The organism is Scopulibacillus daqui, assembly GCF_016908855.1.
In the GTDB taxonomy this organism is placed as follows: domain Bacteria; phylum Bacillota; class Bacilli; order Bacillales; family Sporolactobacillaceae; genus Scopulibacillus_A; species Scopulibacillus_A daqui.
Genome location: NZ_JAFBER010000001.1, coordinates 368874 through 394915, shown reverse-complemented (window position 1 = coordinate 394915; position 26042 = coordinate 368874). Strand labels below are relative to the sequence as shown.

The window sequence follows — 26042 nt, the reverse complement described above, 5'->3', positions numbered from 1 at the left end:
GTCTTTTGGCGTTCTTTTTATCCTCTGTCTCTGGAAGAAATGTCATTTGCGTGTTATAATTATCATGATTACTCATAAAAAATCGTCCTTTCTTTTAAATGTTGTGGTGGTAACTTCATTTTAAAAGATCGGACGGTTTTTTTGTGTACTTTTTTTAATAAAAAAATGAAAAAGGGGCGCCAAAAAGTCAGTTATACTGACTTTTTGGACAGCCCCTTATATATTGTTGCATCCTTATGTAATAGAATGGCGTGGTTTTTTAATATTTATTTCAGCAATTATTTTTACAAAGCGCTTTTCTCTCCCTTTTGATTTTGACTATTTATGATCTTCCCGCGTTTCCTTCCCTAATACAGCATATACTGCAGCCTTTATCTCCTGATAAGACGTACAGCGGCAAATATTTGATTGCAGCCATTCTTCAATGACAGCATCATCAGCATCTGGATGCTTCCTTATTAAGCCTTCAATGTTCATAATAAATCCAGGCGTGCAATATCCGCATTGAAAGGCATTATTTTCAATAAATGCTCGTTGAACCGGTGAGCCCCTTAAGCCTTCTACCGTTACAATTTCTCTCCCTGCTGCTTCTAAACCAAGCATGATGCACGATTTCATTGGACAGCCGTCAATAAGTACTGTGCAAGACCCGCAATCACCATTCAAGCACCCTGGTTTCGATCCTGTCAGCCCAAAGTTTTCCCGCAAAACATCAAGAAGCGTATCCGCTGTTCGTATATCCGCATTTTTTGTTTGTCTATTTACTTTTAGTGTAACGGGAATGCGGTTATATTTCATGCTCACTTTTCATCACCTTCCAATGCTGTAAACATCTCCATCAACGTATTTTGAAACACAAATCGACGATATTCAGCTGAAGCTATCCAGTCATTAAGAACAGGCGCCGGCAATCGGTCAACAGCCTCTTTGATTCTTAATTCTTTAGGCATCGATCGATTATTCAAAATAGTTTCAATCGCTTCGGAACGAAACGGAAAAGCACACAGCCCGCTTACAGCGACACGAATATGTTCATCTTTTTTTATAGCGGCCAGCGTTAGCAGCGGATAATCGATAACATCAAGCTTACGTTTTTTTACAGTAAAAAAAGGCAATGACAGTATGCTGCGGTCAGTTAAAAACTGTACAATCCACTCATCTTCAGCCAGCTGCACTTCTTGCTCAAATATATTTGAAATAGGAACGATTCGAGAGCCGTTGCGCCCGGCAATTAAAACCCTGCTGTCCGCGAGCAAAAAAGGCAGCACCGCTTCTCTATAGATAATTTTGCCGCAAATATTCCCGCCGATTGTAATTTTATTGCGAGACGTACGGTCAGCGACTCTTCCGGCTGTTTGGCTTAACAGAGGAAAGTCACGGTCCTCTTCCAAATCGGTTAACGAAATGGATGAACCAATAATAAGGTCTTGTTCCGAATAACCGTAAATCCAAGTGTCTGGTATGCCTTTAATGTCAATGACCGAACCGAAAATGACTTGGTTTAACCGCGCCATTGTAATTAATTCAGTCCCGCCAGAGTAATATACCGGACGTTTCCCCCTTTCCTTAAGCATATGATAAAAATTGACAGCTTCCGCAAGCGTTTTTGGTCTGTAATATTCAAAATCAAAACCAATCATACTTGATCACCTGATTTCGCTCGCCAAATCAGCTCTGGTGTCAGCGGCAGTTGATTAAGCGGCACTCCAGCCGCCCGGGAAAGACTGTTCGCCAGTGCAGCCGGCATGCCAATAACCGCATGTTCGCCAATGCCGCGCAAACCATAAGCTGTTTCACGGGAAGGCGTGACAACAAAATCAACCGTATAATGAGGATTTTCCCCATAACGAAGCACTTTATATGTTCGAAACTGGTTATTCAGAACGACACCGTTTTTATCAAAAACAAACCCTTCACGGCTTGCGAAACTCAGCCCCATATGCATGCCGCCTCTCACTTGACCCCTGGCAAGTTCCGGATTAATGATCGTACCTGCGTCTATAACTGTTGCCGCTCTTAAGATTCGATATGTAAAGTCGCAGGCGTTCCATTCTACTTCTACCGCTTGTGCCCCAACTGTCCAATCCGGGCCCGGCACACCTTTTCCTGTTTCTGGATCTAAGAAGGTCATACCTGTTAAAGTATAATACCCTCTCCCAATCACTTGACCGCCGACGGCATTTCCATTGGGATATACATAACCGTAAGCGAGTTCTTTGAAAGCTAATCTTCGCTTAGGCTCATTTTTCACAAATACATAACCGCCGCTGATATCTAAGTCTTCCCTTGGAACTCGCAGAGCTTGAGAAGCCGTATCTTTCAACTGGCAAACGGCATCGTCGCAGGCTGCCAAGACCGCCCTTCCAGCCATCCAAAGCCCTCTTGAAGCAACAGTTTTCCAATGTTCAGGTGTAACGGAAGTATCTATGTCCATTTTTATAAAAACTTGTTGTGCATCTATTTTTAATCTCTCAGCAGCTATTTGTGCCAAAACTGATCGGCTGCCGGTACCAATTTCAATGACGCCGCAATTTAAGTTAACCGTCCCATCCGCATTAAACGTCAAAATAGCTCCTGATCCTGCATTTGTATCAATATTCGAGTTTTTCCAAAAACAACTAATCCCTTTCGCTCTGATTACATGGGGAGAAACTTCGATTCTATCCCCTTCATCCCAATCTATTAACTCAGCAACCCTTTCAATGCATTTTCTTGTATTGCCGATTTTACTTTCATTTAATACCACTTGCGTCGGGGATGTGTTGCCGGGCCGAATCGCATTTTTGCCGCGGAGTTCAACCGGATCCATAGCTAATTTTTCAGCTAGAACCTCTAGAGTCCGTTCAATGGCCAACGTTAATTCCGGATGACTAAAACCTCTGAAGGAAGTTGCGTACGGGTGGTTAGTATACAGGCAAAGCGAATCGCACCGAACATTGTCAATATGATAAGGCCCTGTACAATTTGTTGCTGCTGCACGGCTCATATCAACTGCTTTATCTGAATAAGCGCCTCCATCGAATAGAAAGATCATTTCAGCAGCTTGCAGAATGCCATTTTTATCAGCGCCGAGTTTCACCCAAGCATCTAAGCCAATATGAACTGGAGAAGTAATAAAATCTTCTTCTCTGGAATTTGTTAATTGGACTTTTTGGCCGCCGACCGCTCGAGATGCTAAGTAGGCAATAAATTCTAGCTGGACGGCTGACTTCCCGCCGTAGGCTCCGCCAACGAGCGGTGTATGCACCGTCATCCGGCCCTGGTCAATCCCAAAAATGTTATTAAATAATTTTTTAATGGTAAAAGGGACTTGTGAAGACGAATAGATAATGATATGGCCGTCTGGTAATACCTCAGCACTGACGCTGCGTGTTTCTATAGCACAATGGTCAGACGGCGGAAATGAGATTTTTGTTTCTGCCGTAACCGCGCTGGCATTCCAGCCTTGCTCCATATTCCCCTTTCTAATTTTAGTCACATTGCATATGTTAGTTCCCGGTATTGGGTATACATCTGCAATCTTTTCATATTGCCCGAGGTTTTCATGAACGAGCGGAGCGTCTTCTTGATAAGCTTGTGAAGGAGAATGAACAACAGGCAACGGGGTATATGACACTTTTATAAGATCTGCCGCACGTTTAGCAATAGCTAAAGTGTCCGCAATAACAACAGCGACAGGTTCACCATTATACCGTACTCGATCAACAGCAAGTATCGGCCGATCCTTAATTTGTTCACCTGTCAGCGTATGCGCCTCTTTGCCGGTTAAAATGGCCTGAACGCCTGTTATTCGAGAGGCAGCCGAAATGTCAATTTTTTTAACCAAGGCATGCGCAAAAGGGCTTGTCACCAGTTTGGCATGCAGGCTGTCAGCGGTTATCAGATCAGCTGTATATTTGGCCGTTCCAGTTACCTTTTCAATGGCATCTTTTCTAATCATACTGCGACCAATATTATACATTTGCCGTCCCCCTCACTCCAAAGATCAAATGAACATCTTATACTCATTTTATTTGCTGATATAGGTTTTATGTTAGAAATAACTACCGTCAAGGGGAACAGAACAGGGATCGCAAATGAATGATGGCGAGACATATTTTTTAAATAAACGGAATATTCATTATGGGTCAATGTACAAAAGAAAAAAGCACTATATGAGTGCTGAGGAGAATCATTTCATAACTATTGTTTTTTTAATGCCGGCGATTTCTTTCTTATTTTCCCAAAATGATTCTTTCAAAACATCAAGGTCCCATTTCAAGTGCTGCAATTGCCCGTCTATTTCTTTAAAATGATTTGACGTTTCTTTCTTAAACTCAACCATCTCGTCTTTGAACTTATACATTTCGTCTTTGAATTCATGCATTTCGCCTTTAAATTCTTTTATATCTGTCCATACAGCCGAAATGGTCTTGTCCAACCTTTCTAAATGCTCGAGAATCTTATCCTCTTTATTCATTTGCCGCCCCTCCTTTCAAATCATTTTATCATGGAAAAGAAAATATAGCTAATCATTTTCAGACCATATTCGACTTATTTTTCAGTACAACTGATATACCATCGTCCTTTTGAGAACGTCCTGGCATTGTATATATTTTCATCTTATTGTAAAAGCTATCTCTATAAGAAATTGCCGGGAGGAAGAAACATTGAACATAGCAAATTGGTTTACAGTTATAGGATTTGTTATCGCTGTCCTAGCGATTGTTGTTACTGGTATCACATTCTTAGTTATGTTTATAAAAGACCGTTCGCAAAATGAACATCCGGTTCTGCGCAATTATCCCGTATTAGGCAGGATGCGTTATTTTCTTGAAAAAGCCGGACCTGAGCTAAGACAGTATTTATATAGCGGCGATACTGAAGGCAAGCCTTTTTCCCGATATGATTATGAGCATATTGTCAAAGGCGCAAAATACAAGCGCGATGTCATCGGCTTTGGCTCTCTTCGCGATTTTGACGAAAAAGGGCTTTATATCCAAAATGCCTTATTTCCAAAGCAGATGGATGAATTGAAAATGGATAGTGAAACAACTTTTAAGGGAAAAAAATACGTTTTAACAAAAGATACACTTTTTACCCAAAGAAAAGAACATCTCGTACCCGAAGAAGATACAGCTTATCTTCTTCACGACGACGATGCGGTTATCATCGGTCCTCATACAAGACAGCCTTTTGTTGTTAAAGGCCTTATCGGCATGTCTGCAATGAGCTTTGGCGCATTGGGCGATCATGCCATCACCGCATTGTCTCATGGTCTAAACATAGCAAAAGGCACATGGATGAATACCGGGGAGGGCGGGCTGTCCCCATATCATTTAAAAGGCGGAGTCGATATTATCATGCAAATCGGCCCCGGTCTATTTGGCGTCAGGGATAAAGAAGGAGAATTTAATTGGGAGGCTTTAAAAGAAAAAAATGAAATCCCGCAAATTAAAGCTTATGAATTAAAACTGGCTCAAGGGGCAAAGGCTCGCGGCGGCCATATTGACGGCGAAAAAGTAACGCCGGAAATCGCAAAAATTCGGTTAGTGGAACCCTATAAATCCATTGATAGTCCAAACCGTTTCCATGAATTCGATAATATACCTGATATGTTTGATTTTATGGATAAAATCCGTGAATTTACAGGTAAGCCTGTTGGCATGAAAGTGGTTATTGGCAGCAATGCGACAGCCATTGAACTTGCAAAATATATGGCCGAGACAGGCAAAGGGCCTGATTTTATTACTGTTGACGGCGGTGAAGGCGGCACAGGGGCAACATTTACAGAACTCGCTGATACCGTAGGCCTGCCAATAAGATCCGCCCTTCCAATTCTTGATATTACTCTGCGAAAGTACGGTGTACGCGATCGCGTGAAAATTTTCGCTTCAGGTAAACTATTTTCGCCAGACCGCATAGCAATTGCGCTTGCCATGGGTGCGGATCTTGTTAATATTGCCCGGGGATTTATGATAACTGTAGGGTGCATTCAGGCGCTTAAATGCCATTCTAATGCTTGCCCTGTCGGTGTAGCAACGACGAATCCCCATCTACAAAAGGCCCTCGTCATTGATGAGAAAAAATACCGTGTTGCGAATTACCTTGTCACCTTACGCAAAGGTATATTCCGCTTAGCGGCTGCGGCCGGGGTTGAATCCCCTATCCATTTTCATCCTAAACACGTTATGTTCAAAGACGTTAATGGCGAAGTCACACCCCTTGAAGAAATATACGCTCGGATCGACAAGAATATTACCCAAGCTATTGAACGCCATGAAAAAAGAAAAGCTCAATAAATCATTAAGAAACCCGGGCAATGGCCGCTCGGGTTTTCAGTACATAAAATGGCCTGCTTAAGGAAAATCTACAAGTAACGAAAATTTTCGATTGCTGCCGTTTTGTCTATTCAAGAAAGGAAGTGAATGTTTTGGCTGACAAAAAAGAAAAAATTGAAGTGGATGAATTAAGACTATACGAGCCGACAAATTATGATGAAGTCATGGCCAATGAGGATCAGGATACAACTGCAAATATCACTGACAGCATGTCTGATCAATTAAACAGCGAGAGCTGAACGCCTCCGCACAAAGCAATCAGATGCCTTTATTTCGTCTGATTGCTTACTTTCTTTTTAGAAAAAATCATGATTGGCGCAATCTTTTTAAATCCTAATTTTAAGTAGAGAGGAAACCCCATCTCGCTGGACGCCAATATTCCTGTAGAAGCTCCCCGTTTTTTAGCTTCAAGAATCATTTTCGTACATAAAGCGGTTGCTGCTCCCTTTCCTCTATGTTTTGGAGCAGTGAAAATATTGTCAAAACAAGCTGTTCCATTAATAATCGAAAAGCGCCCGTGCGCAATAGGACGTCCAAACGACCTCGTGACATAATGATAAAGCTTTTCATCATGAATTTGCGATTCATTAATGGCCCAGCGGCTTAATTTATAATTGATTTGGGCAGCCAGCTTTTTATCTCTCACTTCACGAATTTGATATTTCACTTTTGAATTGAAACAGGCTTTTGTCAGATCAATGAGCATTAAATGTTCCCAGTGGCTAAATGTATAGCCCCTTTCCTCAAAATATGACAAAACAGAAAAGTTATCTGAAAATACGGTCACCATATGATCTAAATGCTGATAGTCTTTATCGTTAAAATAAAAACTATTCAAATGATCCTTTGTTATAAATAATTCATCTGTTCTTCCGCCTACATCCTCTCCGAAATCCACATGGACGTAAGATGGATAATAACAAATTTTTGTTCCTTTCGTTTGCCGGCAGTATATTAAACCTTTAATAAATTGCAACAGCAGTTTATCGTTAAGTTCAGCGCTTATTCTCTCCATCTGTCACACCCGCCCCAGCATCTATCTAATGATTAATGTCTCACTCAATTACCTATTCACGATTCATTGTGAAAAACCTTCTGAAGCTGCATAAAATTCTTATCCCTAAATATTTTTAGCATATTAAGAACACGGAATATATGATGATGTAATATTATTATATGTTTTAGCGGGAGTGACGAGATTTTTCCATTAAAAAAGAGACTGCCCAAAAGGAAGTCTCTTTAACATATTATAGTTTTACAACTTTTGAAGCTTGAGGGCCGCGGTCGCCTTCAGTAATGTCAAATTGAACTTTTTGACCTTCATCTAGAGTTTTAAAGCCGTCGCCTTCAATAGCGCTGAAGTGTACGAATACATCATTGCCTTCTTCAATCTCGATAAATCCAAAGCCTTTTTCTGAATTAAACCATTTTACTGTACCTGTTTTCAAAACGAAAACCTCCTAAAATTATTAAATATGCTAATCATTTATTATAAAATAAAAAATTCACATATTATAAAAAGTACCAAACAAAAGTGATAACCCTTTATAATATGTGAATTATAACCTTTATTTTGAACTATTTATGATAAGATCTATATATTCTCTTGCTTTTGAATATATACCATCATACTACACCAACCAATAAATGTCAAGTTTCTTCTGCCGAAAAAAAACAATAACGGGCATAGCGGTTAAACAAACCACTATGCCCGTCAGCGTGCCTAGGCGTCTGCAAATACACATATTAGTTCTGATTAACGCATGTTCCGGCAATCAGATCGTGCAGGGAACGATTATCGCAGCGAAAAATCATCATGATGATACTGATAATGAAAGCTATGCCAAAGGTCGCTATATAAATGGCAAAGCCGATATAACGCAAAATCATTGTTATGATGCTTACTCTCTTGCCGGACAATCTCTCTATTCGGATGCCAAGCAATCGCTTACCAACAGTATAGCCATTCCATACAATAGGCACAATAATAAGATAAATGACAGCCATTATATCCGAATATAAATTGCCGTGTTTCTTAAAAATACTGTTAATCACCACCGCTAAAACAAGTATGATGGCAATATCTAAAATAAAAGCGGTGACACGCCGCCAAAAACCGGCTGGATTTCTTCTGCTTGAAAAAAACACATCAACACTCCTCAAAAATTTTTATCCTGTTATTTGGAAGATGAATTTTTTTAGTATCAAAAGGTTAACACACTTGAATAGAATACTATTATTAAAAACCGTCAATGGGGTGTGTTGGCAATGACGAAAAAGCTTTTATTATTCACAGACCCTGGGATTGATGACTCTTTTGCGATTATGTATGCCCTGCTTCATCCCGATATTGACCTCGTCGGATTAGTCATCGATTATGGCAACGTTAGTCATAGGGAAGCTTTAGCCAATGCGGCTTATCTTCTTAAATTAGCGGATAGGGAGGATATTCCTCTCATCAAAGGCGCTAAAGGTCCGATAACCGGCATCCCGCCGCTCTATGCTCATGGTATTCATGGAACTGAAGGAATTGGCCCCATTAAAACTATACATATCCAACCGAAGCGTGTCTACTCTTTTCAAAAAGTCTATGAATTAATTTCGGCCTACGGCAAAGAACTGACCATCATCGCTATTAGTCCCCTGACATCTCTTGCCTTTGCTTACCTTGATGCTTCCAGTAATATAGCAGAAATAAAGGAAACCCTTATCATGGGCGGCGCTTTTTTCGTTCCCGGCAATGCTTCGCTTGTCGCAGAAGCTAATATGTACAATGATCCGCAAGCTGCGAAGATTGTATCCAAACATGGAACCCCGCTGACATTTTTCCCGCTCAATATCACTGACCATTTAATCATTCCAAGAAGCATGATCCATCAGATTGCCAATCAACATAAGAACCCGTTTGCACCAATAATTGGCCCTATAATGGATTTTTACAGCGATCAGTACAAGCATATTATGCCGGGCATTAACGGCGCGCCATTACATGACGCATTCCTGCTTTGTTTTTTTATTAATCCGCATTTTTTTGAAGGCATTCATCGCCAAGTATTTATCTTAACAGAAGACATAGCAAAAGGACAGACTATCGCCGATTTTCGTCCGAAGCCGAAAATGAAAAGCGGATACCCTGTCCATCGCATTCTCCTGAAATTCAATTATAATGAAATTATCAATGATTTTTATCGGGTGATGTTAAATCCTATTTTTTAGTCTTGCAACGCTTGATTTAAATCATTAACAAGATCATCGCCATCTTCAATGCCTACTGAGATCCGAATCAGCCCATCAGTTATCCCTAAAGCTTCTCTGCGGTCTTTCGGAATCGAAGCGTGTGTCATTTTTGCCGGCAATGATATCAGACTTTCCACTGCGCCAAGGCTTTCTGCTAATGTAAAATACTTTACGCGGCTTAAGACTTGTTCTGCGAGCTCCAGGCTGCCGACATCAAAGGAGATCATACCGCCGAACCCGCTTGCCTGATTCTTTGCAATATCATGACCAGGATGTTTAGAAAGCCCGGGATAGTAAACTTTCTTCACTTTTGGATGCTCAGTCAAAAAGCTGACAACTTTTTTCGCATTTTGTTCATGGGCTTCCATTCTTAACGCAAGTGTTTTAATGCCTCTCATTAATAGCCAAGCATCTTGGGGGCCCAATATCCCTCCGGTTGAATTTTGGATAAAATGCAATTTATCCTTTAGTTCAGTTGAATTAACAACAACCAAACCGGCAACAACATCACTATGACCGCCAATATATTTGGTTGCGCTGTGCACAACGATATCCGCACCTAAATCAAGCGGCTGCTGCCAATACGGTGTATTAAAAGTATTGTCAACGATAAGCAGCAGGTTATGCGCCTTTGCAATGTCAGATATTTTCCTTAAATCGGTAATTTTTAATAAAGGGTTAGTAGGCGTTTCGATATAAATGGCGCGTGTCTTATCATTTATAGCTGCTGTTACTTGTTCAGGGATGCTTGAATCTACAAAAGTTGATTCAATGTTAAAACGGTCCAATACATGAGACATGACCCGGTAAGTGCCGCCGTACACGTCATCTGTCATAATGACATGATCACCTGATTGAAGAAGCATCATAACAGCCGTAATAGCCGCCATGCCTGATCCGAAAGCAAACCCGGCGACACCATTTTCTAATTCTTTTATCAGCTCTTCCAAGGCAAATCTTGTCGGATTTCCGGTCCGTGAATATTCGTACCCGCGGTGCTTGCCGACTGCTTCCTGTTTATAAGTGCTGACTTGATAAATAGGTACACTAACGGCTCCTGTTAGTTCATCGGTATTAATTCCTGAATGGATCATCTTCGTTTTCGGTTTCATGATTTATATGCCTCCTTGATAGATCTTCTTGCTTAAATAACGGTCGCTGCCATCTGGAAAAATTGTGACAATATGTGTGCCTCTTGAGGCATTTTGTGCTTCGGTAAGCGACGCATAGAATGCAGCCCCTGAAGAACTGCCGACCAATAAACCTTCTTTCCGGGCCAAGTCTTTAACGCATTGAAAAGCATGCTCATCACTGACTGTATAAATGTCATTGATATATGCCTTGTTTAAGAAGTCCGGAATAAATTCCAAACCAATGCCTTCCGTTTTGTGGGGACCAGGCTCGCCGCCATTTAAAATCGAGCCTTCCGGTTCTACAATAACCGTTCTAACATGAGAATTTTGATCTTTTAAATATTTAGCGGTTCCCATAAAAGTCCCCGCTGATCCTGCACCCGCAACAAAAATATCAATTTGGCCATCCAATTGCCCCCAAATTTCCGGCCCAAGCGTTTTATAATAAGTTTCAGGATTGGCCGGATTATTGAATTGTCCGGGGCAATACGAATCAGGGATCTCTTTCAGCAATTCCTCTGCTTTCCTAATGGCCCCAGCCATTCCTTCTTCTGACGGTGTATGAACCACCTCTGCTCCTAACGCACGCATCAGCTCTTGCTTTTCCTCGCTAAACTTCTCAGGGACACAAAAAATGACCCGAATATTTTTGCCGATAGCTGCCAGTGCTAAGCCAATGCCTGTATTCCCTGCCGTCGGCTCGATTAAAGTACCCCCTTCAGGCAATTTTCCCGATTGAAGCGCATCATCTAAAAGCGCTTGGCCTAACCGGTCCTTAACACTTCCACCAGGGTTCAGATACTCAAGCTTTGCAAATAGCCGGACACCTTTCGGCAGGGAAAATGCTGTTATTTCAACCAATGGCGTTTGCCCAATAAGCTCATGTACATTTTTATAAACTTCCATAATTAAACTCCTCAAAAGGTTTGACCCTGCGAAATGGTCGTTATGATGAACATTGTTGATACACTGACTGATAAAAGCAAACTATACTTGGACGGTTAACCTATTGCCACTTTATTCAAGGTGCCGCTTTTTTGCTACCATTAGCCAGACAAAATCATTTAATTGTTTAAAAGAGACTTGAAAACCGTTCTTAGAAAACAATTTTGCCATGGTTTTCTTTAACGGATAATACTCCGTTTTTAAATCTTCGAGAAGATGATAGAATTGATTTTTTTTAGCATCATTAAGGATTTCTTGTTTTTTTACTTCATCTTCGAACATCGTATCCGCAAAAACAATTTTGCCTCCTTCAGGCAATAGTCGGCTGTATTTTGCCAGCGCTTGATCTTTTTCCGCATCCGTCAAATGATGAAAAGCATAGGTGCTGACAATGGTGTGAATCGGTTTATCGAAATCAGGAAAGTTCAAGAAATCACCTTTATAGAAAACTTGATCAGGAAGTTTTTCTTTTGCTTTTTCCATCATTTTAATTGACGGCTCAACCGCATAAACATCATGCCCTTTACTTAGCAGCTGTTTTGTCAAATTGCCGGTTCCCGGTCCAAATTCAAGAACCGTACCTTCACTGTGTTCTGCCACTTCATGCAATATATTCTCATAATTTTGGAAAACAGCCTTATACTCTTTATCTAAACCTACAACTGTTTTGTCATAGGTATGAGCCCAATCATTAAAGTGGTCAATAAATTCTAACCCCAAATTTTATCAACTCCATGATTTATTTCATTAATAATATAACATGTATCTCATTTAATTCATAGTATTATAATATGAATAGTTGGTTTTAAGGTGACAAAAGTTAATAGCTTCATAATGATTTCGGCGAGGAGCGGTGGTTTTGCTGTATTCAGTGTTGATTATCGCTTATCATTTATGAATGACTGATCCCCTTTTTCATTTGCTCTATTAACTCTCATTATCCCTATTCATTCATCATAAGAAACAGCGCTCCCCTCTTAACTGGGGGCAGCGCTTTATTCCGTCATTATTTCTGATACAAAATCGTTTGAGCAATACCGATAAAGTATTCAGATTCATCAATGATATGCTTCATTACCACTTTAGCCGTCGAATTTGTTTTAATGGGTTCACTCTCCTCCGTCAGCTTGCTGCAGAAGGCAATGAAATGTTTGCTCTGCTCAAGGCAATGACTGACAAGCGCCATTAAATCCTGATAAAGATGATAATTAAAGGGACCTTTGGAACGGTTGACTGTTTCAACAAAACGTACGACCCGATGGTGAGTTTCTGTCAGCGCCTTATCCCACTTCTCTAGCGCCTCCATATAGTTAGGCTCTAATCCTTTAACCAGCTCGCGAATGACGACTGTATGTTCTTCCTCTTGCTGCTTCCAAAATTCGCATTCATCCAAAACCCGAAGCGGCATTTGGCTACCATAATAATACTGCACGGTGTTCAGTCCTCCCTGTATTTATGTTCGGCTGTCCAGAACTATATCTTAGCAGCACAGGTGCTGGTTCGGCGAAATTGCCAAGATGCAATTCATCATTCTTTATTATTAATAAGCTTATTGAAAGGCTTGCCTGATCAGAACCTTGTTTCTTATTTTTATAGCTGCTGCTTTATATTTTTTACGTTCAACTAAAAAACCTGCCTCTTGGCAGGTTCTTAGTTTGATAAGTTATCCATGACTTCGTAAATCATATACGCGGCTAATTTAACTGTTTCTCCAGTATGATCTAATGAAGGATTAATTTCGGCTATATCAAAACTTAACACTTTTTTACTCGATAAAACTTCCTTTATAAGACGCCTTACGATTTTTGGGGATAAGCCAAAAGGTGAGGGAGCGCTTACACCAGGGGCATAACTATATCCAAAAACATCGCTGCAAAGCGTCAATATAATATGATCATTTGCATTGATAAAATGTTGAATTTTTTGAATGGATGCGTTAATATCTCCTTCTGTTAAAGCCTCTTCAGAAATATAGCCGCATCCATATGACTTGGCTACATCAAATAAATATTGTGTATTCCCAGATTTTTGGATGCCAATGCAAAAATATTGGGCATTGTGATATTGGTCGAGAATTTGTCTGAACATCGTCCCGGATGAGATCATATCGTCATACGGCCGCATATCAAAATGCGCGTCAATATTAATAATGCCGATATTCTCTTTATTTGAAATATAGCCTTGTGCACCTAGAAAATGTCCGTAAGCCACTTCATGGCCGCCGCCTAAAATGATTGGAAAAATATTAAGAGACAAAAGTTTGCTCACCGCTTCCCCCAACTCTGCTTGCGCTTTTTCCAGCTGTCTGTCGCCGCAGCTTATATTGCCAAAATCGAAAATCTTCATTTGTTTTGGAAAACTATATGGCAACGATGCCAAGCTCTTTCTTATTTCATCCGGTGCATGGCGAGCACCGATTCGCCCTTGGTTTCTCCGAACACCTTCGTCGCTTTTAAAACCGATGAGACCGATAGACAAGTCCGTTTGTTTGTCAGTAAAAGATGATAGATTTTCGGCCTGAATGACTTGATGAAGCCGAAACATTGTTTCATCCGTTTCACTGTCCATCCGTCCGGACCAAATGGATCGATTGGTTGCAGAGTACATTTTAGCCCCTCCATTATTGATGCATCTTATGAGACAAATATTTTTAAACATTCCTCTATTAAAATTATAAATAATTCTATGACTAATGGCTAATTTTTCTCTCAAAAAATACTCGCCGTGGCGGCGAGTTTTTATCCTTTAATTTTATTAAGCAATAAGTTCAGCGTTTCAAGTTCTGAATCTGAGATAACTTCCAACTGCTGGGACATATACTCAGTCTGTTTATCATCCATTTTTTTTATGAGTGCTGTTCCTTTTTCCGTTATTGTCAATTCTACAATACGGCGGTCTTTAGAAGAACGTTCTCTATTGATATAACCTTTATTAAGCAATTTATCTACCACTGTGGTCGCATAGCTTGCGGTAACCTTCATTTTTTTTGATAAGGCTGATACCATTTGCGGTTCTCCATCACTTAAGTGCTTTAGAAACAAAAATTCATGAAACGTAATTTCCTTCCCGAATAATTCACCAAGATCTTTTTGAAACTTTTTTAATAGGAAACGAAAATTCTCTTCAAACTGGTGGATCATTTCAATTCTTTCACTCAATTTCTTCTACCACCTTTATCACACTATAACGTAACTACACCCTTGTCCTCTCCCTTCCTATAAAGACACGGTGCGTTTACTGCATTTTTCATAAATATATTAAGTATAAAACCAACCGGGTTCCCGCTGACAAGGAAAGCGCAAACAACTTGGCAAAAAAATAAATGCATAACGTTAATTGATCGGCTTTATGATAGCAAATGTGCCCAACGAAAAAATATCAGCATTCATAAAAAGGAAGGGAAGAAGCAGTTGATCTCTTCTCCCCTATGAATCAGTAGCAGGACGATGCGCTTTATCATCAACTGCTTTCTTTTGCTGCTCTTTGATATCCGGCGGAACCGCACGCTTAATAAAGAGCGACAGAATCAAACCTAATACAGCGAACCCAGTGGCAACCATAAAGGCATCGTTAATCCCTTGGATCGTTGCCAGTTTGGTGACATTGCCTAACAGAAGGTTTTGAACAAGGCCATGTCCTGCACCTTGAGCCGCTGCACCGCTTGCCTCTAACCCTTGACCCAATGCATTAACCTGATTGTCGAAGTTTACATTGCTTGATGTCATGTTGTTAGAATAGTTTGCGATATGGAAGGTTGTTCTCGTCGACATGACCGTAACTAATAACGCTGTTCCTAATGAGCCGGCAACTTGTCTAACTGTATTGCTCATCGCCGTGCCATGAGCATTTAATCGTCTTGGCAGCGCATTTAACCCTTCAGTCATAATCGGCATCATTAACATAGACATCCCGAACATGCGGGCCATATATATGATTAACATCACATAATAAGGTGTCCGATCTGTTAACTGTGTAAATTGATATGTTGTAATAGCTGTAATGATCAACCCTACGATAGCCAGCGGCCTGGCACCGACTTTGTCAAATAACATGCCTGTAATCGGCGACATAATACCCATGATAATGGCTCCCGGAAGCATTAATAATCCGGACTCCAAAGGCGTAAATCCGCGAATGTTCTGCATATATACAGGTATAAGAATCATAGCCGCATACATGGCCATCGTTACAACAGCGTTAATCAATTGTGTTAAGGAAAATATGCCGTACTTAAAGACTCTAAAGTCAAGCATTGGCGATTTCATGGCTAATTCCCGCCAAATAAAAGCAATCAAACCAATGATGCCGGCGATTAGGGAAATGACAACTTTTGTATCTGACCAACTGTCGTTCCCTGCTTCACTAAAGGCATATAAAATACCTGCAAAACCAATGGTTGAGAAGATAACGCCCCAGATATCCAGTTTTGGATTTTTCAGCTCAAAGACATTTTTGAGGAAGACAAGGGCAAGGATAATATCTAAGATCGCAAACGGCAGGACAACCCAGTATAATAGCCGCCATGTCCAGTGTTCAACAATCCAGCCGGATAACGTCGGGCCAACAGCCGGGGCAAAAATCATGGCAACACCCATCATTCCCATTGCTGCACCGCGTTTTTCAGGCGGGAAGATCGTTAAGAAAACGTTCGTCATGAGCGGCATGATGATACCTGCCCCCATCGCTTGAACGACCCTTCCGACCAGCATAATGCTGAAGGTTGGCGTAATCGCGCAAATTAAAGTGCCGATAGCGAAAAACAGCATCGCACCAACAAACAATGCTCTTGTGGAGAACTTCTCCATAAGAAAAGCTGTAATTGGAACTAACACACCGTTTACAAGCATATAAATGGTCGTTAACCATTGTGCTGTGCTGGTTGTAATATTAAAATCGTTCATAATTTTAGGCAGCGCCACATTCATTAGCGTTTGGTTAAGAATAGCAACGAATGCCCCCATAATCAGAACAAAAATAATCGGTGCGGGTTTAATATCCATGCGCTGTTCTGAATCTTTCTGCTCGGTTACCATTGGCAGGTTCCTTGAGCTGCCTTTATTAAGTTCCTCTTCAGAATAGCTGTCCGTCACGAAGGCTTTGGCATTTCGAGTGACGGCTTGTTGGTGCTTCATTTGTCTTTCTGCCCTAGAATCACCGACATCATTCGCCGTCTCGGGTTGGTTTTTTCGTCTTCGTATCAGGAGGTTCATCCCAATGATAACTAAAATGACGAAGATCACATATCCAACTATGAATGCTGTCATCACTGATCCCTCCTTTCCGTCAAATTAGTTTTAGATGTGTACTTTCACTGTAACATTCATGCCTGGTTTTAATGAGACACCTTTGTAATTATCAATGGAGATTTTAACTGGCACTACTTGAGTAACTTTTTGATAGTTGCCGTCAGCATTAGACTGCGGCATCATTGAAAATGTGCTGGCTGTTGTTTTACCGATTTGTTCAACTCTGCCTGTGAATTTAGTATCTGGATAAGCATCAACATAGATATCTACTTTTTGATCTTTCTTCACATTATCGATATCAGTCTCATCAATATTCGCAGTGACATAAAGGTCGCTTAAATCATAAGCAGTCGCAATTGGCGTACCTGCACCGACAAATGAATTTTTAACAACTTTATTTTGAACGATCGTTGAATGTTCAGGCATTGTAATTGGCAATTTTTGCGTTTTGCCGTCTGGGCCTTGCGCTTCTACTTCACCGACTTTTTCATCTGCATCAAACGTATTGCCGACTTGACCGTCCCACTTGGTGAGTTTACCGGATGTCGGTGCTGCGATTGGAACAGACTGGCCATCAATCGTCGCGTTATCAGTTTTTACATAGTTGGCCGCTTGATCATAGTAATAGTAGCCGATGGCTCCACCGCCAATAAGTACAATAATGACAATGATATTGATGATAATCCCACGTGCTAAGCTGCTCATTTAAAGTTTTCCTCCTTTGGCTTATAAAAAAGATTAATTGTTTTTACATACAAGCTTAACTTTCGGGCTTTCACCTCCCAAAAGAATTAACCACACTATTTTCGCCACAAATAGTTAACCTTGTGAAGTAAAAAACAAACAAAAAAATAACCCTTGGCTCAACACAAATATCCACATGAAACGATGGTACAAGTGTATATTTATGTAAATGAACAAAAGTATTGAATCAAAAACCAAGGTTTATTGTTATCTATAAAAATAGTTAACAAGGTTAATAAATTGCTAACGAAATGTATATTACATCAAAAAAAAATAAAATGCAAGAGCTTTAAATCATTTTTTTGATAAAAGCTGACCGTATAATAAGGTTGGCTATCCCTTTGAAAATTTTATATACTAAATTCAACATTGATTCATTTATTAGAAAAAGAGGTTTTCAGCATGGGAAAGTATAATAGACGCCAACAACGTTTATTAGGCATCTTAATGGCTCTTATTGGCGCTGGGTTATGGGGGTTATCGGGAACCGTTGCCCAGCACCTCTTTCATCATTATCATGTCCCCGTCAATTGGCTCGTCTCGATCCGCTTAACCGTTTCAGGCTTTTTGTTATTAATGTTTGCTTTATCGGGAAAGAAAAGAAGTTATGTTTGGGAGATATGGCGCTTCCGCCAAAGTGTCTTGCAAATGGCGGCCTTTTCGATTTTCGGCATGCTGGGCGTACAATATACATATTTTGCTGCTGTTAATACAGGCAATGCTGCCGTCGCAACGCTGCTTCAATATCTAGCTCCTTTATTTATCGCAATCTATTTAATTATTAAATATTTCAGTTTGCCAAAGTTTTATGAGCTTTTCGCAATGGGATTGGCGCTTTTAGGCACTTTTTTGCTTTTAACAAACGGTTCACTTAACGATATGGCTGTATCTTACCGCGCTGTCATTTGGGGCGTATTATCAGGGATAACATCGGCCTTTTATACACTCGCCTCCGGCCGCTTAATAAAGAAATGGGATTCAGCCGCTGTTATCGGATGGGGAATGATGCTGGGCGGCATAACCCTTTATTTGATTCACCCTGTATGGCATGTCAATACTAATAGTTGGCAGTTATCAACGGTATTGATGATTGGCTTCGTTGTTATTTTTGGCACTTTAATCGGCTTCTATTTATTTATCGAAAGCTTAAAATTTATCTCTGCTAAGGAAGCCAGTCTGCTTGGATGCACAGAACCGCTTGCAGCTGTTTTTTCATCTGTTATCTGGCTTAACATAACCTTTGGACTATATCAAGCCATCGGTACAGTATGCGTCATCATGATGGTTATCATACTATCGATAAAACCTGACACACAAACTAACAAACAAGCAATAGAAAGAGCTAACGAACAATGAAGCCAAAGCGGAAAGCCATTAGAAAGCACCTCCAATTAGACGGTGTCTAACAATTGGGGGTGCAGTTCACAGTTTACGGAAGCGGTGTTTTTTACCTATAGTCCTCTTTCAATTCATTTAAGGAAACGACTTGTTCGTTTTCAGGCTCATCGAGCGGGTAAATTCTGGCTGTTTCATTTTTCTCATCGACGTCTTGAATATAAATGGACTGGCCATTGTAGGTTACATTAGCCATGACCGGCGAAGCGGCAATTTCTTTTGCACGCTGCTTATTCATGATGCGATCTTCCTTTCATACTCGGATTAAGGGAAGCAACCCTGGCGCTGTCTTTGGATTTTTTCGTTATCATGGTTGCCATAAATAACTTCAAATATTCATATCCATTTTTGTGATCTTAATGAAGCAGCTCTTTAGTATGAAAAGGATGAAGTTTTCCATTTACTGCAAAAGAGGCTCGGCCCGTTTCCTCCGAGACAACTAATACGACGGCATCACATACCTCTGATAAGCCAACTGCCGCTCTGTGTCTTGTCCCCAGCTTCTTTTCCCCTGTCTTTATATGTGAGAGCGGCAGTACATTAGCTGCAGAAATAATAGAATCAGATTCAATTAATACAGCGCCGTCATGAAGCGGGCTGCCTGGATAGAAAATCGACTCTAATAAAGAATAAGTAAGCGTGGCTCCGACAGGAATACCCGGATGGATGAATCCTTCAAGAGCATCTTTCCTTTTAATCACGATAAGCGCGCCGTGATGCCGATCAGATAAGTGCTCTACGGCAGCTATAATTGACGGATAGCCGTCCGTGTAAGGAGATAAATACGATTTTAAATAATATGAGGCTGCCTTTTTTTGCAGGTCGCCAATGACCTCTTGAATATGCTCACATTGCTGCAAGATGCAATCTTCATTGCAGTCGACTGATTTAAGGACTGACTGCATATCATCAATCACTTTATGTATATTTTCTTTAAGACATTGTTTCATCGTTGAATTAAGGCCAATTTCTTCCCGATCCATAGAAAATAACCCTCGATTCCTGAAGTTTCTACCGTTACTTTCTCCATTTTAGGCCCGGAGTATTCTGTTAGGCGCGGACAGACGCTTTGGTTCACTTTATATTTTGTTCCTTATTAACCTCTTTCGCAGAATTTGCTGGTGTTTCTTAAAGTATAAAAACGGGAGGCGACGCTAGGCCCCCCAGAATTTTCTTATCACTAATTCCTGTTGCTCCTGTTTCAAATGCAACGTTGCCAGGCTAACAAAAACATACGCTGCCAAAGAAAAGATAATCGGCAGAACAACAGGATTCATATGCAATAAATCAGGCCAAAACTTCTGAATCACAGTGTAAGACATAACACCTGAAATGATTGAAGCCAACGCTCCGTATGTATTGCCTTTTTTCCAATACAACCCTAATACTATCGGCCAAATAAAAGCTGCTTCCAACCCGCCAAAAGCAAATAAATTTAACCAGATTAACAAATGGGGCGGATGAATGGACATCACTAATACGATTATGCCGACAACAGCAGTTACCCACATGCTTAAACGCCTGACTTTTTGCTCTGATGCTTTTGGCTGAATATAATTTAAATAAATGTCTTTCACAAGCGATGAACTGACAAGCAGAAGCAAAGCGTTTACCGTTGACATAATGGCAGCCATAGGTGCGGCCAGGACAACTCCAGCCAGCCATGGCGGCAATACTTTCATCGCAAGCATCGGCATCACTTGATCGCCGATTTTAATTCCCGGCATAACTGCACGGGCAAAAACACCAGATAAGTGCATGCCTAACATAATAACGCCAACGACAATCGTTCCAATAATGACCGCCCTGTGCATCGATTGGGAGTTTCTGTATGACATTGCCCGGACTGTTACTTGCGGCAGGCCAACGACGCCAACACCAACCAGCAGCCAAAATGATGTAATATAGGAGGCCGAATATTGATGGTGCGGGCCATAAGGGGTTATAAGCCCAGGGTCAATAGACTTCAGTTCAGAAATAATATGGGACACACCGCCTCCTGCAACAATCGTTCCTATGAGAATAGTTAATGTCCCGACAAACATAACAATCCCTTGTATGGTGTCTGTAACGGCAACTGCCCGAAAACCGCCGATAGTGACGTAGACAAGGACTGAAACCGCAAAAATAAATAAAGAGGCTGTATAAGATAACCCCGTTAATGATTCAATCAGTCTGCCGCCGCCCACCCATTGAGATGCCATGGACGAAAATAAAAATATAATAATTGTTAGTGCCGATAAGATGACCACCCATTTACTGTTGTAGCGTGCTTTTAAAAAATCTATCAATGTCACAGACTGTGTTTTTCTAGCTATAATCGCAAATTTTTTACCAAGAACCATCAAAACAAAATAGCCCGTGACAACCTGAATCATTGCTAACAGCACCCAGCCAAGCCCGACATTGTAGGCTACTCCCGGTCCGCCGATAAAGCTTGATGCACTGCCGTATGTCGTGACCATTGTCATCGCTAAAATAAAGCCGCCAAGCTGCCGGCTTCCGAGGAAGTATTCTTGCAAGAAGTTATCGGTTCCTTTCATATGCCTTGCCGCATAGGCGCCTGCAATAAATATAACGATCAAAAACACGATCATCGGCAAGGCTACTGACCAATTCACTCGTCATCCCCTACCTTTTTAGTTTCATTATCTAATGGTATATCTTTAAAAATAAACTTAACAAGAATAATCACTAGCACTGTTACAACAACAAAGCCTAAAATGCAGCTGTAAAAAAACCATGCCGGAAACCCCAATATATAATGAAAGCTTTCCACAGGTTTTGAACCAAGACCATAAGCGAAACCGTACCACCAAATAAAATTAATAAGTGCAAGAATAACGCCAAAGAGTGCTTCACGGTTGGCTATTTTATATCTTGGATCTTCCTTAAATGGTTTTCTGTTAAATTGCTGCAACCCATTCACCTCCCTTAGCCTTTTAATATTGACATAATTCGCTATCTTTAACAATAGATCTGCTATTTTTAATCAATCATGGCATTTTCACGCATCCTGATTTGGCCGCCTGTGTTAAAGATGTCGAAAGGCGTCAGCCGGCCAGGTGTTTGAAAAGTTCTGGAAAGGCACGACCAAACAGCAAACTATCAGATGACGCGAATTAAGAAAAACAAAAAAAGAAGGCTTTATGCATCAAGCCTCCTACTAAAATTTCCTCGGCTTCATTTCTTCTTGAAGAACATACCAATTTTGCGTGAACGGCGACCCGAGGACCCAATAGCTGACGCCGCGAAGATGATATTGCACAGCTAAGTCATATTTCGCCTTAATGCTTCTAGCATCCTCAAACCACACTTCATGCTGGGTTCCTTGCTCATCAGTATAGCGGAAAAATGGGGACGCGGCTCTCGTATCATATTGTATTTCCGCATGATACTGCGCTGCACGTCTGACTGCACCATCAGGGCTGATATGTGATGCAAAAGTCCCTTGAACAAACGGCAGTTTCCAATCCCTCCCGTAAAGAGAGATCCCCATCATGATTTTTTCACGAGGAATGACCGTAATCGCATAATCTATGACTTTTTTTATTTCATGAATAGGAGAAATGGCCTGCGGGCTGGCGCCGGCCCACCCCCATTCATAAGTCATTAACACAATAAAATCTACAATTTGTCCTTGAGCAGCATAATCATGGGCTTCATATAATACCCCTTTTTGTTCACTAGAGGTCTTAGGCGCCAATGCCGTTGACACCAAGCAGCCGTACGGATGAAACTTATTAACTGCCCGGCGAAGAAACTGATTATAATGTTCCCTGTCATTCGGATAGATGTATTCAAAGTCAAAATTTACGCCCCTGTAATTTTTGTTCCTTAAAATATCTAAAATATTATTTAAAAGTTTTTCTTGCAGCTCATCACTTGAAAAGATTGCAGCCATTAAATCTGAGCTGAATTGGCCATTTTCCGAATTGGTCAATACCATAATCGGTAAAATTCTTTGCGAACGGGCAATTTGCAGCACGGCATTTTCCTGAGGTTTTTCTAATGTACCGTCGCGTTTGACATTATAACTAAACGGCATGACATAAGTTAAATATTTTCCAATCGTTCTAAGTTCCTGTTGGCCGGACGCACGAAAATTGGTCATATAGGCGTTCACTTCTTTAATTGGCCGTACAAACGGTATAGATAAACGTGTGCCGGGATAGATTCTATTTGGATTGGAAATAGAATTAACACGGGCGATAGCTTGAACGGTTGAATGATATTTTGCCGCAATCTTAAACAGGTTTTCACCACGTTGGACTGTATGTACCGGAATAAACAATGCTTGACCAGCATAAATTTGTGAAGGATCAACAAGATTATTTCTATCAGCTATCATTTCTGAAGTTGTGCCCCAAATGAAAGCTATCCGGGACAAGGTATCTCCGGGCTTGACGATATACTTTGGAAATGGATCTGGAATGATAAGCGCTTGACCGACCACAAGAACATTTGGATCAGACAGACCATTAATTTCAATAAGTGTGGTTATATCAGTTTTATAATGCCTGGAAATCGCAGAAAGTGTTTCCCCCCGTTTAACGACATGAATGTTCATCAAGTCTCCCCTCCCTAAAATTAACTCTTGTGTAAATGTATTAGTCAACGACATCATTTATGAACAGGAGGAAAATGGTTAACTTGACTATTAGCTTCTATTGAAAATAACGGCCAAGAGGAGTTATTCGATTATACCTGTTGCTTAGGTCGAACGGGTTGTGGAGGTCAGATCACCGCTAACGCAGGAAGAACAATATAATTTACTATTTAGAAATAAAAAAGCACCAATGACTTTTATTAAAACAGCCATATCTTTTCAAAAATATTAATCTTTTTCAAACCTTTCCCATGGTATAAATGCAAGTATAAAATGAAAATCATTATAAAGTTAAACCAAATTATCTTTTGCATAAAATTCAAAAGTATAATCAGCCATTTCTAAATATTGCTAGAATAACACAAACAAAGAACCATTTTCTTGGCATTGGGTTTCGCCGCCAAACTCACTCTCTCTTAACTAAAAGGATAAAAAAATATTTAACCTAGCCTGGCAGTATTATAATTTACAGCATTTAACTTGAAATTTCTCAGGCAGCATGTATTAAAAAAAGATAGCTATAACGAAAATAATTTCTAGAAAAAGCATTCCCCCGGCCATAAGCAGACGTTTTTTACGTTCAGATAGATCATCTCTTTTTTGAACGTATGAAGCCAGTTGTCGGACAAAAATATGGGCAGTTATGATTAACCCCAACGTAGAAAATCCTAATAAGAACATCATCTTTATTTATCCCTCCCTAAAAATTTCATATTTTAATACTTGCATATACCTCAATAACAAAAAGAAAAACAAAAAGCCGCAATTTTGGGGCAATAATCTTATTTAAACAATATCAGGGCAACTCTCAATAACTAGTATAAAAAAAGGTGGTGACCCCCAAAAGTTAGATTTTTTACCCTAACTTCCGGGGTGCAGTACCTCGGCTTTCTTCTTTATCAGCGGTTCCGCTAAGTAAACTTATGTCAACTAGCGTAAAAATTTATGCAGCAAAACACGTTAAGGATTTAAAAAGCCTTAACGCATTTTCTAATTTAATTAATATCCTAATATAAACCAGTGCTCTAAATTACTTGAGTTTAGCTACTGTTAATGTTAGATCTTGAAATAAAAAAATGCCCCCACTGAGAAATGAAGCAAAAACAGTATCTCCTTTTTTTAGTCGGACAACTTTAGCAAAATTAGCAAGCTCTAAATCGGAACCACCAGATAATTGAACGTTTCCTAAAAGTTTAGAGTCTACATAAATTGAAAGACTGCTGTTAATGCCTAAAACCCTGCCTGCAAAGTGGACAAGGTAGTCTCCTTCCTCTTCTACAATGATGCCGCCTTTTGGAGAAACACGAACACAATCTGTCAATAAAACACCATTTGTAAGCGGCAAGATGATCGGATTAGATAACATTCCAAATGCAAAGGGACCAACAGTTTTAAAGGCTACTACACCAGCGCATCCCTTTTTATCGTCATGTTTTTCTTTGAATTGACACTCAAGTTCACAATTTTCCTTTTTCAGAAGATTAGGCTTATCGTATACTCTTTCACCTTTTAGTTTTGCAACTGTTAAAGTTCCCTGTAAGATCACCACACCTTGATTGACTAAAACGTATACTTCATCACCTTTTCTGAGATGAACGATTTTAGCGAAATTCACAAAGTTTACACTAGTTGGGTTTCCCATAATCACACTGCCTAAAAATTTAGCGTCCGCAAAAATGGTTAATATGACAGGCGGTCCTCCTGGTGCTAAAACTCCTCGGGCTGAATATTTAACAAGATAATTACCGTCTTCCTCTACAAACAGACCGCCTGTTGGAGAAACATGAACGCAGTCTGTCTTTAAAACAGGGGATAAAAGCAGATCGGTAACAGGAAGGAAACCAAAAGCTGCTGTCGGAGCTAAACCTTTAACGACTCCGGCGCATTCGCTTTCAGATTTTTTTAAAATTGAGTGTTCTGAACAATCATCATCAAAAGCACTTGATTTATGCCCCATTTTATTACCTCCTTTCGTTATTAATTATCTTATTGGTTCTTTTTAATAATGGTATGGTCAAGGGTGGAGCAAAACGTTAAGCAGCACTAACAAACAAACCGATTCCCCAAAAATAAGAGGAACCGGTTTTGCTTTCTTATAAGAACGATTATGTAAACTCCCTCAGTTAGATGCGTTTATCCTCCAAATGCTCACTTATTCGCAGGATTTCAAACCACTTGTAAGAACAATAATCGATAAATGAATGAGTTTTGAACCTTTTGGCTACATGGAGGCATGCGGAAACGGAGGAGATTGAAGGAACCTCCATTCAACTCCATATTTGCGCGCACTCTCCACATTGCCCCTTAAGGCTATCCCTCCCATGTTTCAACGGGTCATAAGCCCTTTTATTCCTTCGTCATGCCTATCCAAGATGTGTATTCGGTATTGCTCGATCCTAACGGGTCTGTACCC

General features: G+C 40.3%; 25 protein-coding genes. 4 read left to right on the top strand and 21 right to left on the bottom strand.

Translation table 11 applies throughout. The features are described 5' to 3' along the window. Positions 1-318: 318 nt before the first annotated feature. The 4 genes from JOD45_RS02000 to JOD45_RS01985 all read right to left on the bottom strand — a co-directional run bounded on the left by JOD45_RS02000 (position 319) and on the right by JOD45_RS01985 (position 4459). Positions 319-798 (bottom strand): (2Fe-2S)-binding protein, encoded by a 480-nt coding sequence (locus JOD45_RS02000; RefSeq protein WP_205002199.1) that lies wholly within the window; start codon positions 796-798, stop codon positions 319-321. Between the two features lie 2 nt (positions 799-800). Continuing rightward, positions 801-1640 carry an FAD binding domain-containing protein gene (locus JOD45_RS01995; protein ID WP_205002161.1) on the bottom strand — a complete coding sequence of 280 codons (840 nt, stop codon included), beginning with the start codon at positions 1638-1640 and terminating at the stop codon, positions 801-803. Continuing rightward, a complete protein-coding gene (locus JOD45_RS01990; protein ID WP_205002160.1) occupies positions 1637-3961 on the bottom strand; it encodes a xanthine dehydrogenase family protein molybdopterin-binding subunit in 2325 nt (774 codons plus the stop codon). Before JOD45_RS01990 ends, JOD45_RS01995 begins: the two co-directional genes overlap by 4 nt. A gap of 210 nt (positions 3962-4171) precedes the next feature. Then, positions 4172-4459, bottom strand: a complete 288-nt coding sequence (locus JOD45_RS01985) for a hypothetical protein (RefSeq protein ID WP_205002159.1) — start codon at positions 4457-4459, stop codon at positions 4172-4174. Positions 4460-4649: 190 nt separating this feature from the next. Here JOD45_RS01985 and JOD45_RS01980 point away from each other — a divergent pair, with 190 nt between their 5' ends. Continuing rightward, positions 4650-6281 (top strand): FMN-binding glutamate synthase family protein, encoded by a 1632-nt coding sequence (locus JOD45_RS01980; RefSeq protein ID WP_205002158.1) that lies wholly within the window; start codon positions 4650-4652, stop codon positions 6279-6281. 131 nt (positions 6282-6412) lie between these two features. Continuing rightward, the gene (locus JOD45_RS01975) at positions 6413-6559 is read left to right on the top strand and encodes a hypothetical protein (RefSeq protein ID WP_205002157.1); all 147 of its coding nucleotides are present in this window, start codon (positions 6413-6415) and stop codon (positions 6557-6559) included. A 29-nt stretch (positions 6560-6588) separates the two neighbouring features. On the opposite strand, the gene JOD45_RS01970 is transcribed toward JOD45_RS01975, so the two are convergent. The 3 genes from JOD45_RS01970 to JOD45_RS01960 all read right to left on the bottom strand — a co-directional run bounded on the left by JOD45_RS01970 (position 6589) and on the right by JOD45_RS01960 (position 8468). Further along, positions 6589-7335 (bottom strand): GNAT family N-acetyltransferase, encoded by a 747-nt coding sequence (locus tag JOD45_RS01970; RefSeq protein WP_205002156.1) that lies wholly within the window; start codon positions 7333-7335, stop codon positions 6589-6591. Between the two features lie 232 nt (positions 7336-7567). Next, a complete protein-coding gene (locus JOD45_RS01965) occupies positions 7568-7768 on the bottom strand; it encodes a cold-shock protein (RefSeq protein WP_205002155.1) in 201 nt (66 codons plus the stop codon). 298 nt (positions 7769-8066) lie between these two features. After that, positions 8067-8468, bottom strand: coding sequence for an RDD family protein (locus JOD45_RS01960; RefSeq protein WP_205002154.1), 402 nt, complete (start codon positions 8466-8468; stop codon positions 8067-8069). A 120-nt stretch (positions 8469-8588) separates the two neighbouring features. On the opposite strand from JOD45_RS01960, the gene JOD45_RS01955 reads away from it, so the two are divergent. Continuing rightward, positions 8589-9536: a nucleoside hydrolase gene (locus JOD45_RS01955; protein WP_205002153.1), complete on the top strand. Its 948-nt coding sequence runs from the start codon at positions 8589-8591 to the stop codon at positions 9534-9536. On the opposite strand, the gene JOD45_RS01950 is transcribed toward JOD45_RS01955, so the two are convergent. The 8 genes from JOD45_RS01950 to JOD45_RS01915 form a co-directional block, all read right to left on the bottom strand. Further along, positions 9533-10669, bottom strand: a complete 1137-nt coding sequence (locus JOD45_RS01950) for a bifunctional cystathionine gamma-lyase/homocysteine desulfhydrase (protein WP_205002152.1) — start codon at positions 10667-10669, stop codon at positions 9533-9535. The genes JOD45_RS01955 and JOD45_RS01950 overlap by 4 nt on opposite strands. 3 nt (positions 10670-10672) lie before the next feature. Further along, a complete protein-coding gene (locus JOD45_RS01945) occupies positions 10673-11596 on the bottom strand; it encodes a PLP-dependent cysteine synthase family protein (protein WP_205002151.1) in 924 nt (307 codons plus the stop codon). Between the two features lie 111 nt (positions 11597-11707). Then, positions 11708-12355, bottom strand: coding sequence for a class I SAM-dependent DNA methyltransferase (locus JOD45_RS01940; protein WP_205002150.1), 648 nt, complete (start codon positions 12353-12355; stop codon positions 11708-11710). Positions 12356-12641: 286 nt separating this feature from the next. Continuing rightward, the gene (locus JOD45_RS01935; RefSeq protein ID WP_205002149.1) at positions 12642-13067 is read right to left on the bottom strand and encodes a DUF2935 domain-containing protein; all 426 of its coding nucleotides are present in this window, start codon (positions 13065-13067) and stop codon (positions 12642-12644) included. Positions 13068-13285: 218 nt separating this feature from the next. Then, positions 13286-14242 (bottom strand): formimidoylglutamase, encoded by a 957-nt coding sequence (hutG, locus tag JOD45_RS01930; RefSeq protein WP_205002148.1) that lies wholly within the window; start codon positions 14240-14242, stop codon positions 13286-13288. Between the two features lie 131 nt (positions 14243-14373). Beyond that, on the bottom strand, positions 14374-14793 hold the full coding sequence (locus JOD45_RS01925) for a MarR family winged helix-turn-helix transcriptional regulator (RefSeq protein ID WP_205002147.1): 420 nt from the start codon (positions 14791-14793) through the stop codon (positions 14374-14376). A 267-nt stretch (positions 14794-15060) separates the two neighbouring features. After that, the gene (locus tag JOD45_RS01920; protein WP_205002146.1) at positions 15061-16899 is read right to left on the bottom strand and encodes a DHA2 family efflux MFS transporter permease subunit; all 1839 of its coding nucleotides are present in this window, start codon (positions 16897-16899) and stop codon (positions 15061-15063) included. Between the two features lie 30 nt (positions 16900-16929). After that, the gene (locus tag JOD45_RS01915) at positions 16930-17586 is read right to left on the bottom strand and encodes an HlyD family secretion protein (protein WP_205002145.1); all 657 of its coding nucleotides are present in this window, start codon (positions 17584-17586) and stop codon (positions 16930-16932) included. 441 nt (positions 17587-18027) lie between these two features. Between JOD45_RS01915 and JOD45_RS01910 the strand changes: the two genes are divergently transcribed. Next, positions 18028-18981: a DMT family transporter gene (locus tag JOD45_RS01910; RefSeq protein WP_205002144.1), complete on the top strand. Its 954-nt coding sequence runs from the start codon at positions 18028-18030 to the stop codon at positions 18979-18981. A 91-nt stretch (positions 18982-19072) separates the two neighbouring features. Here the strand turns inward: JOD45_RS01910 and JOD45_RS01905 are convergent, their stop codons facing one another. The 6 genes from JOD45_RS01905 to JOD45_RS01880 all read right to left on the bottom strand — a co-directional run bounded on the left by JOD45_RS01905 (position 19073) and on the right by JOD45_RS01880 (position 25586). Beyond that, complete coding sequence (locus tag JOD45_RS01905; protein ID WP_205002143.1) at positions 19073-19258, bottom strand: small acid-soluble spore protein H; 186 nt, start codon at positions 19256-19258, stop codon at positions 19073-19075. Between the two features lie 118 nt (positions 19259-19376). Then, entirely contained in the window at positions 19377-20003 is a 627-nt protein-coding gene (gene cdaS / locus JOD45_RS01900) for a sporulation-specific diadenylate cyclase CdaS (RefSeq protein ID WP_205002142.1), read from the bottom strand. A 171-nt stretch (positions 20004-20174) separates the two neighbouring features. After that, the gene (gene panF / locus JOD45_RS01895) at positions 20175-21641 is read right to left on the bottom strand and encodes a sodium/pantothenate symporter (RefSeq protein WP_205002141.1); all 1467 of its coding nucleotides are present in this window, start codon (positions 21639-21641) and stop codon (positions 20175-20177) included. Next, entirely contained in the window at positions 21638-21940 is a 303-nt protein-coding gene (locus JOD45_RS01890; protein ID WP_205002140.1) for a YhdT family protein, read from the bottom strand. The genes panF and JOD45_RS01890 overlap by 4 nt, the downstream gene beginning before the upstream one ends. 246 nt (positions 21941-22186) lie before the next feature. Further along, positions 22187-23590: a glycoside hydrolase family 18 protein gene (locus tag JOD45_RS01885; protein ID WP_205002139.1), complete on the bottom strand. Its 1404-nt coding sequence runs from the start codon at positions 23588-23590 to the stop codon at positions 22187-22189. Between the two features lie 1069 nt (positions 23591-24659). Beyond that, positions 24660-25586: a hypothetical protein gene (locus tag JOD45_RS01880; RefSeq protein ID WP_205002138.1), complete on the bottom strand. Its 927-nt coding sequence runs from the start codon at positions 25584-25586 to the stop codon at positions 24660-24662. Between the last annotated feature and the right edge of the window lie 456 nt (positions 25587-26042).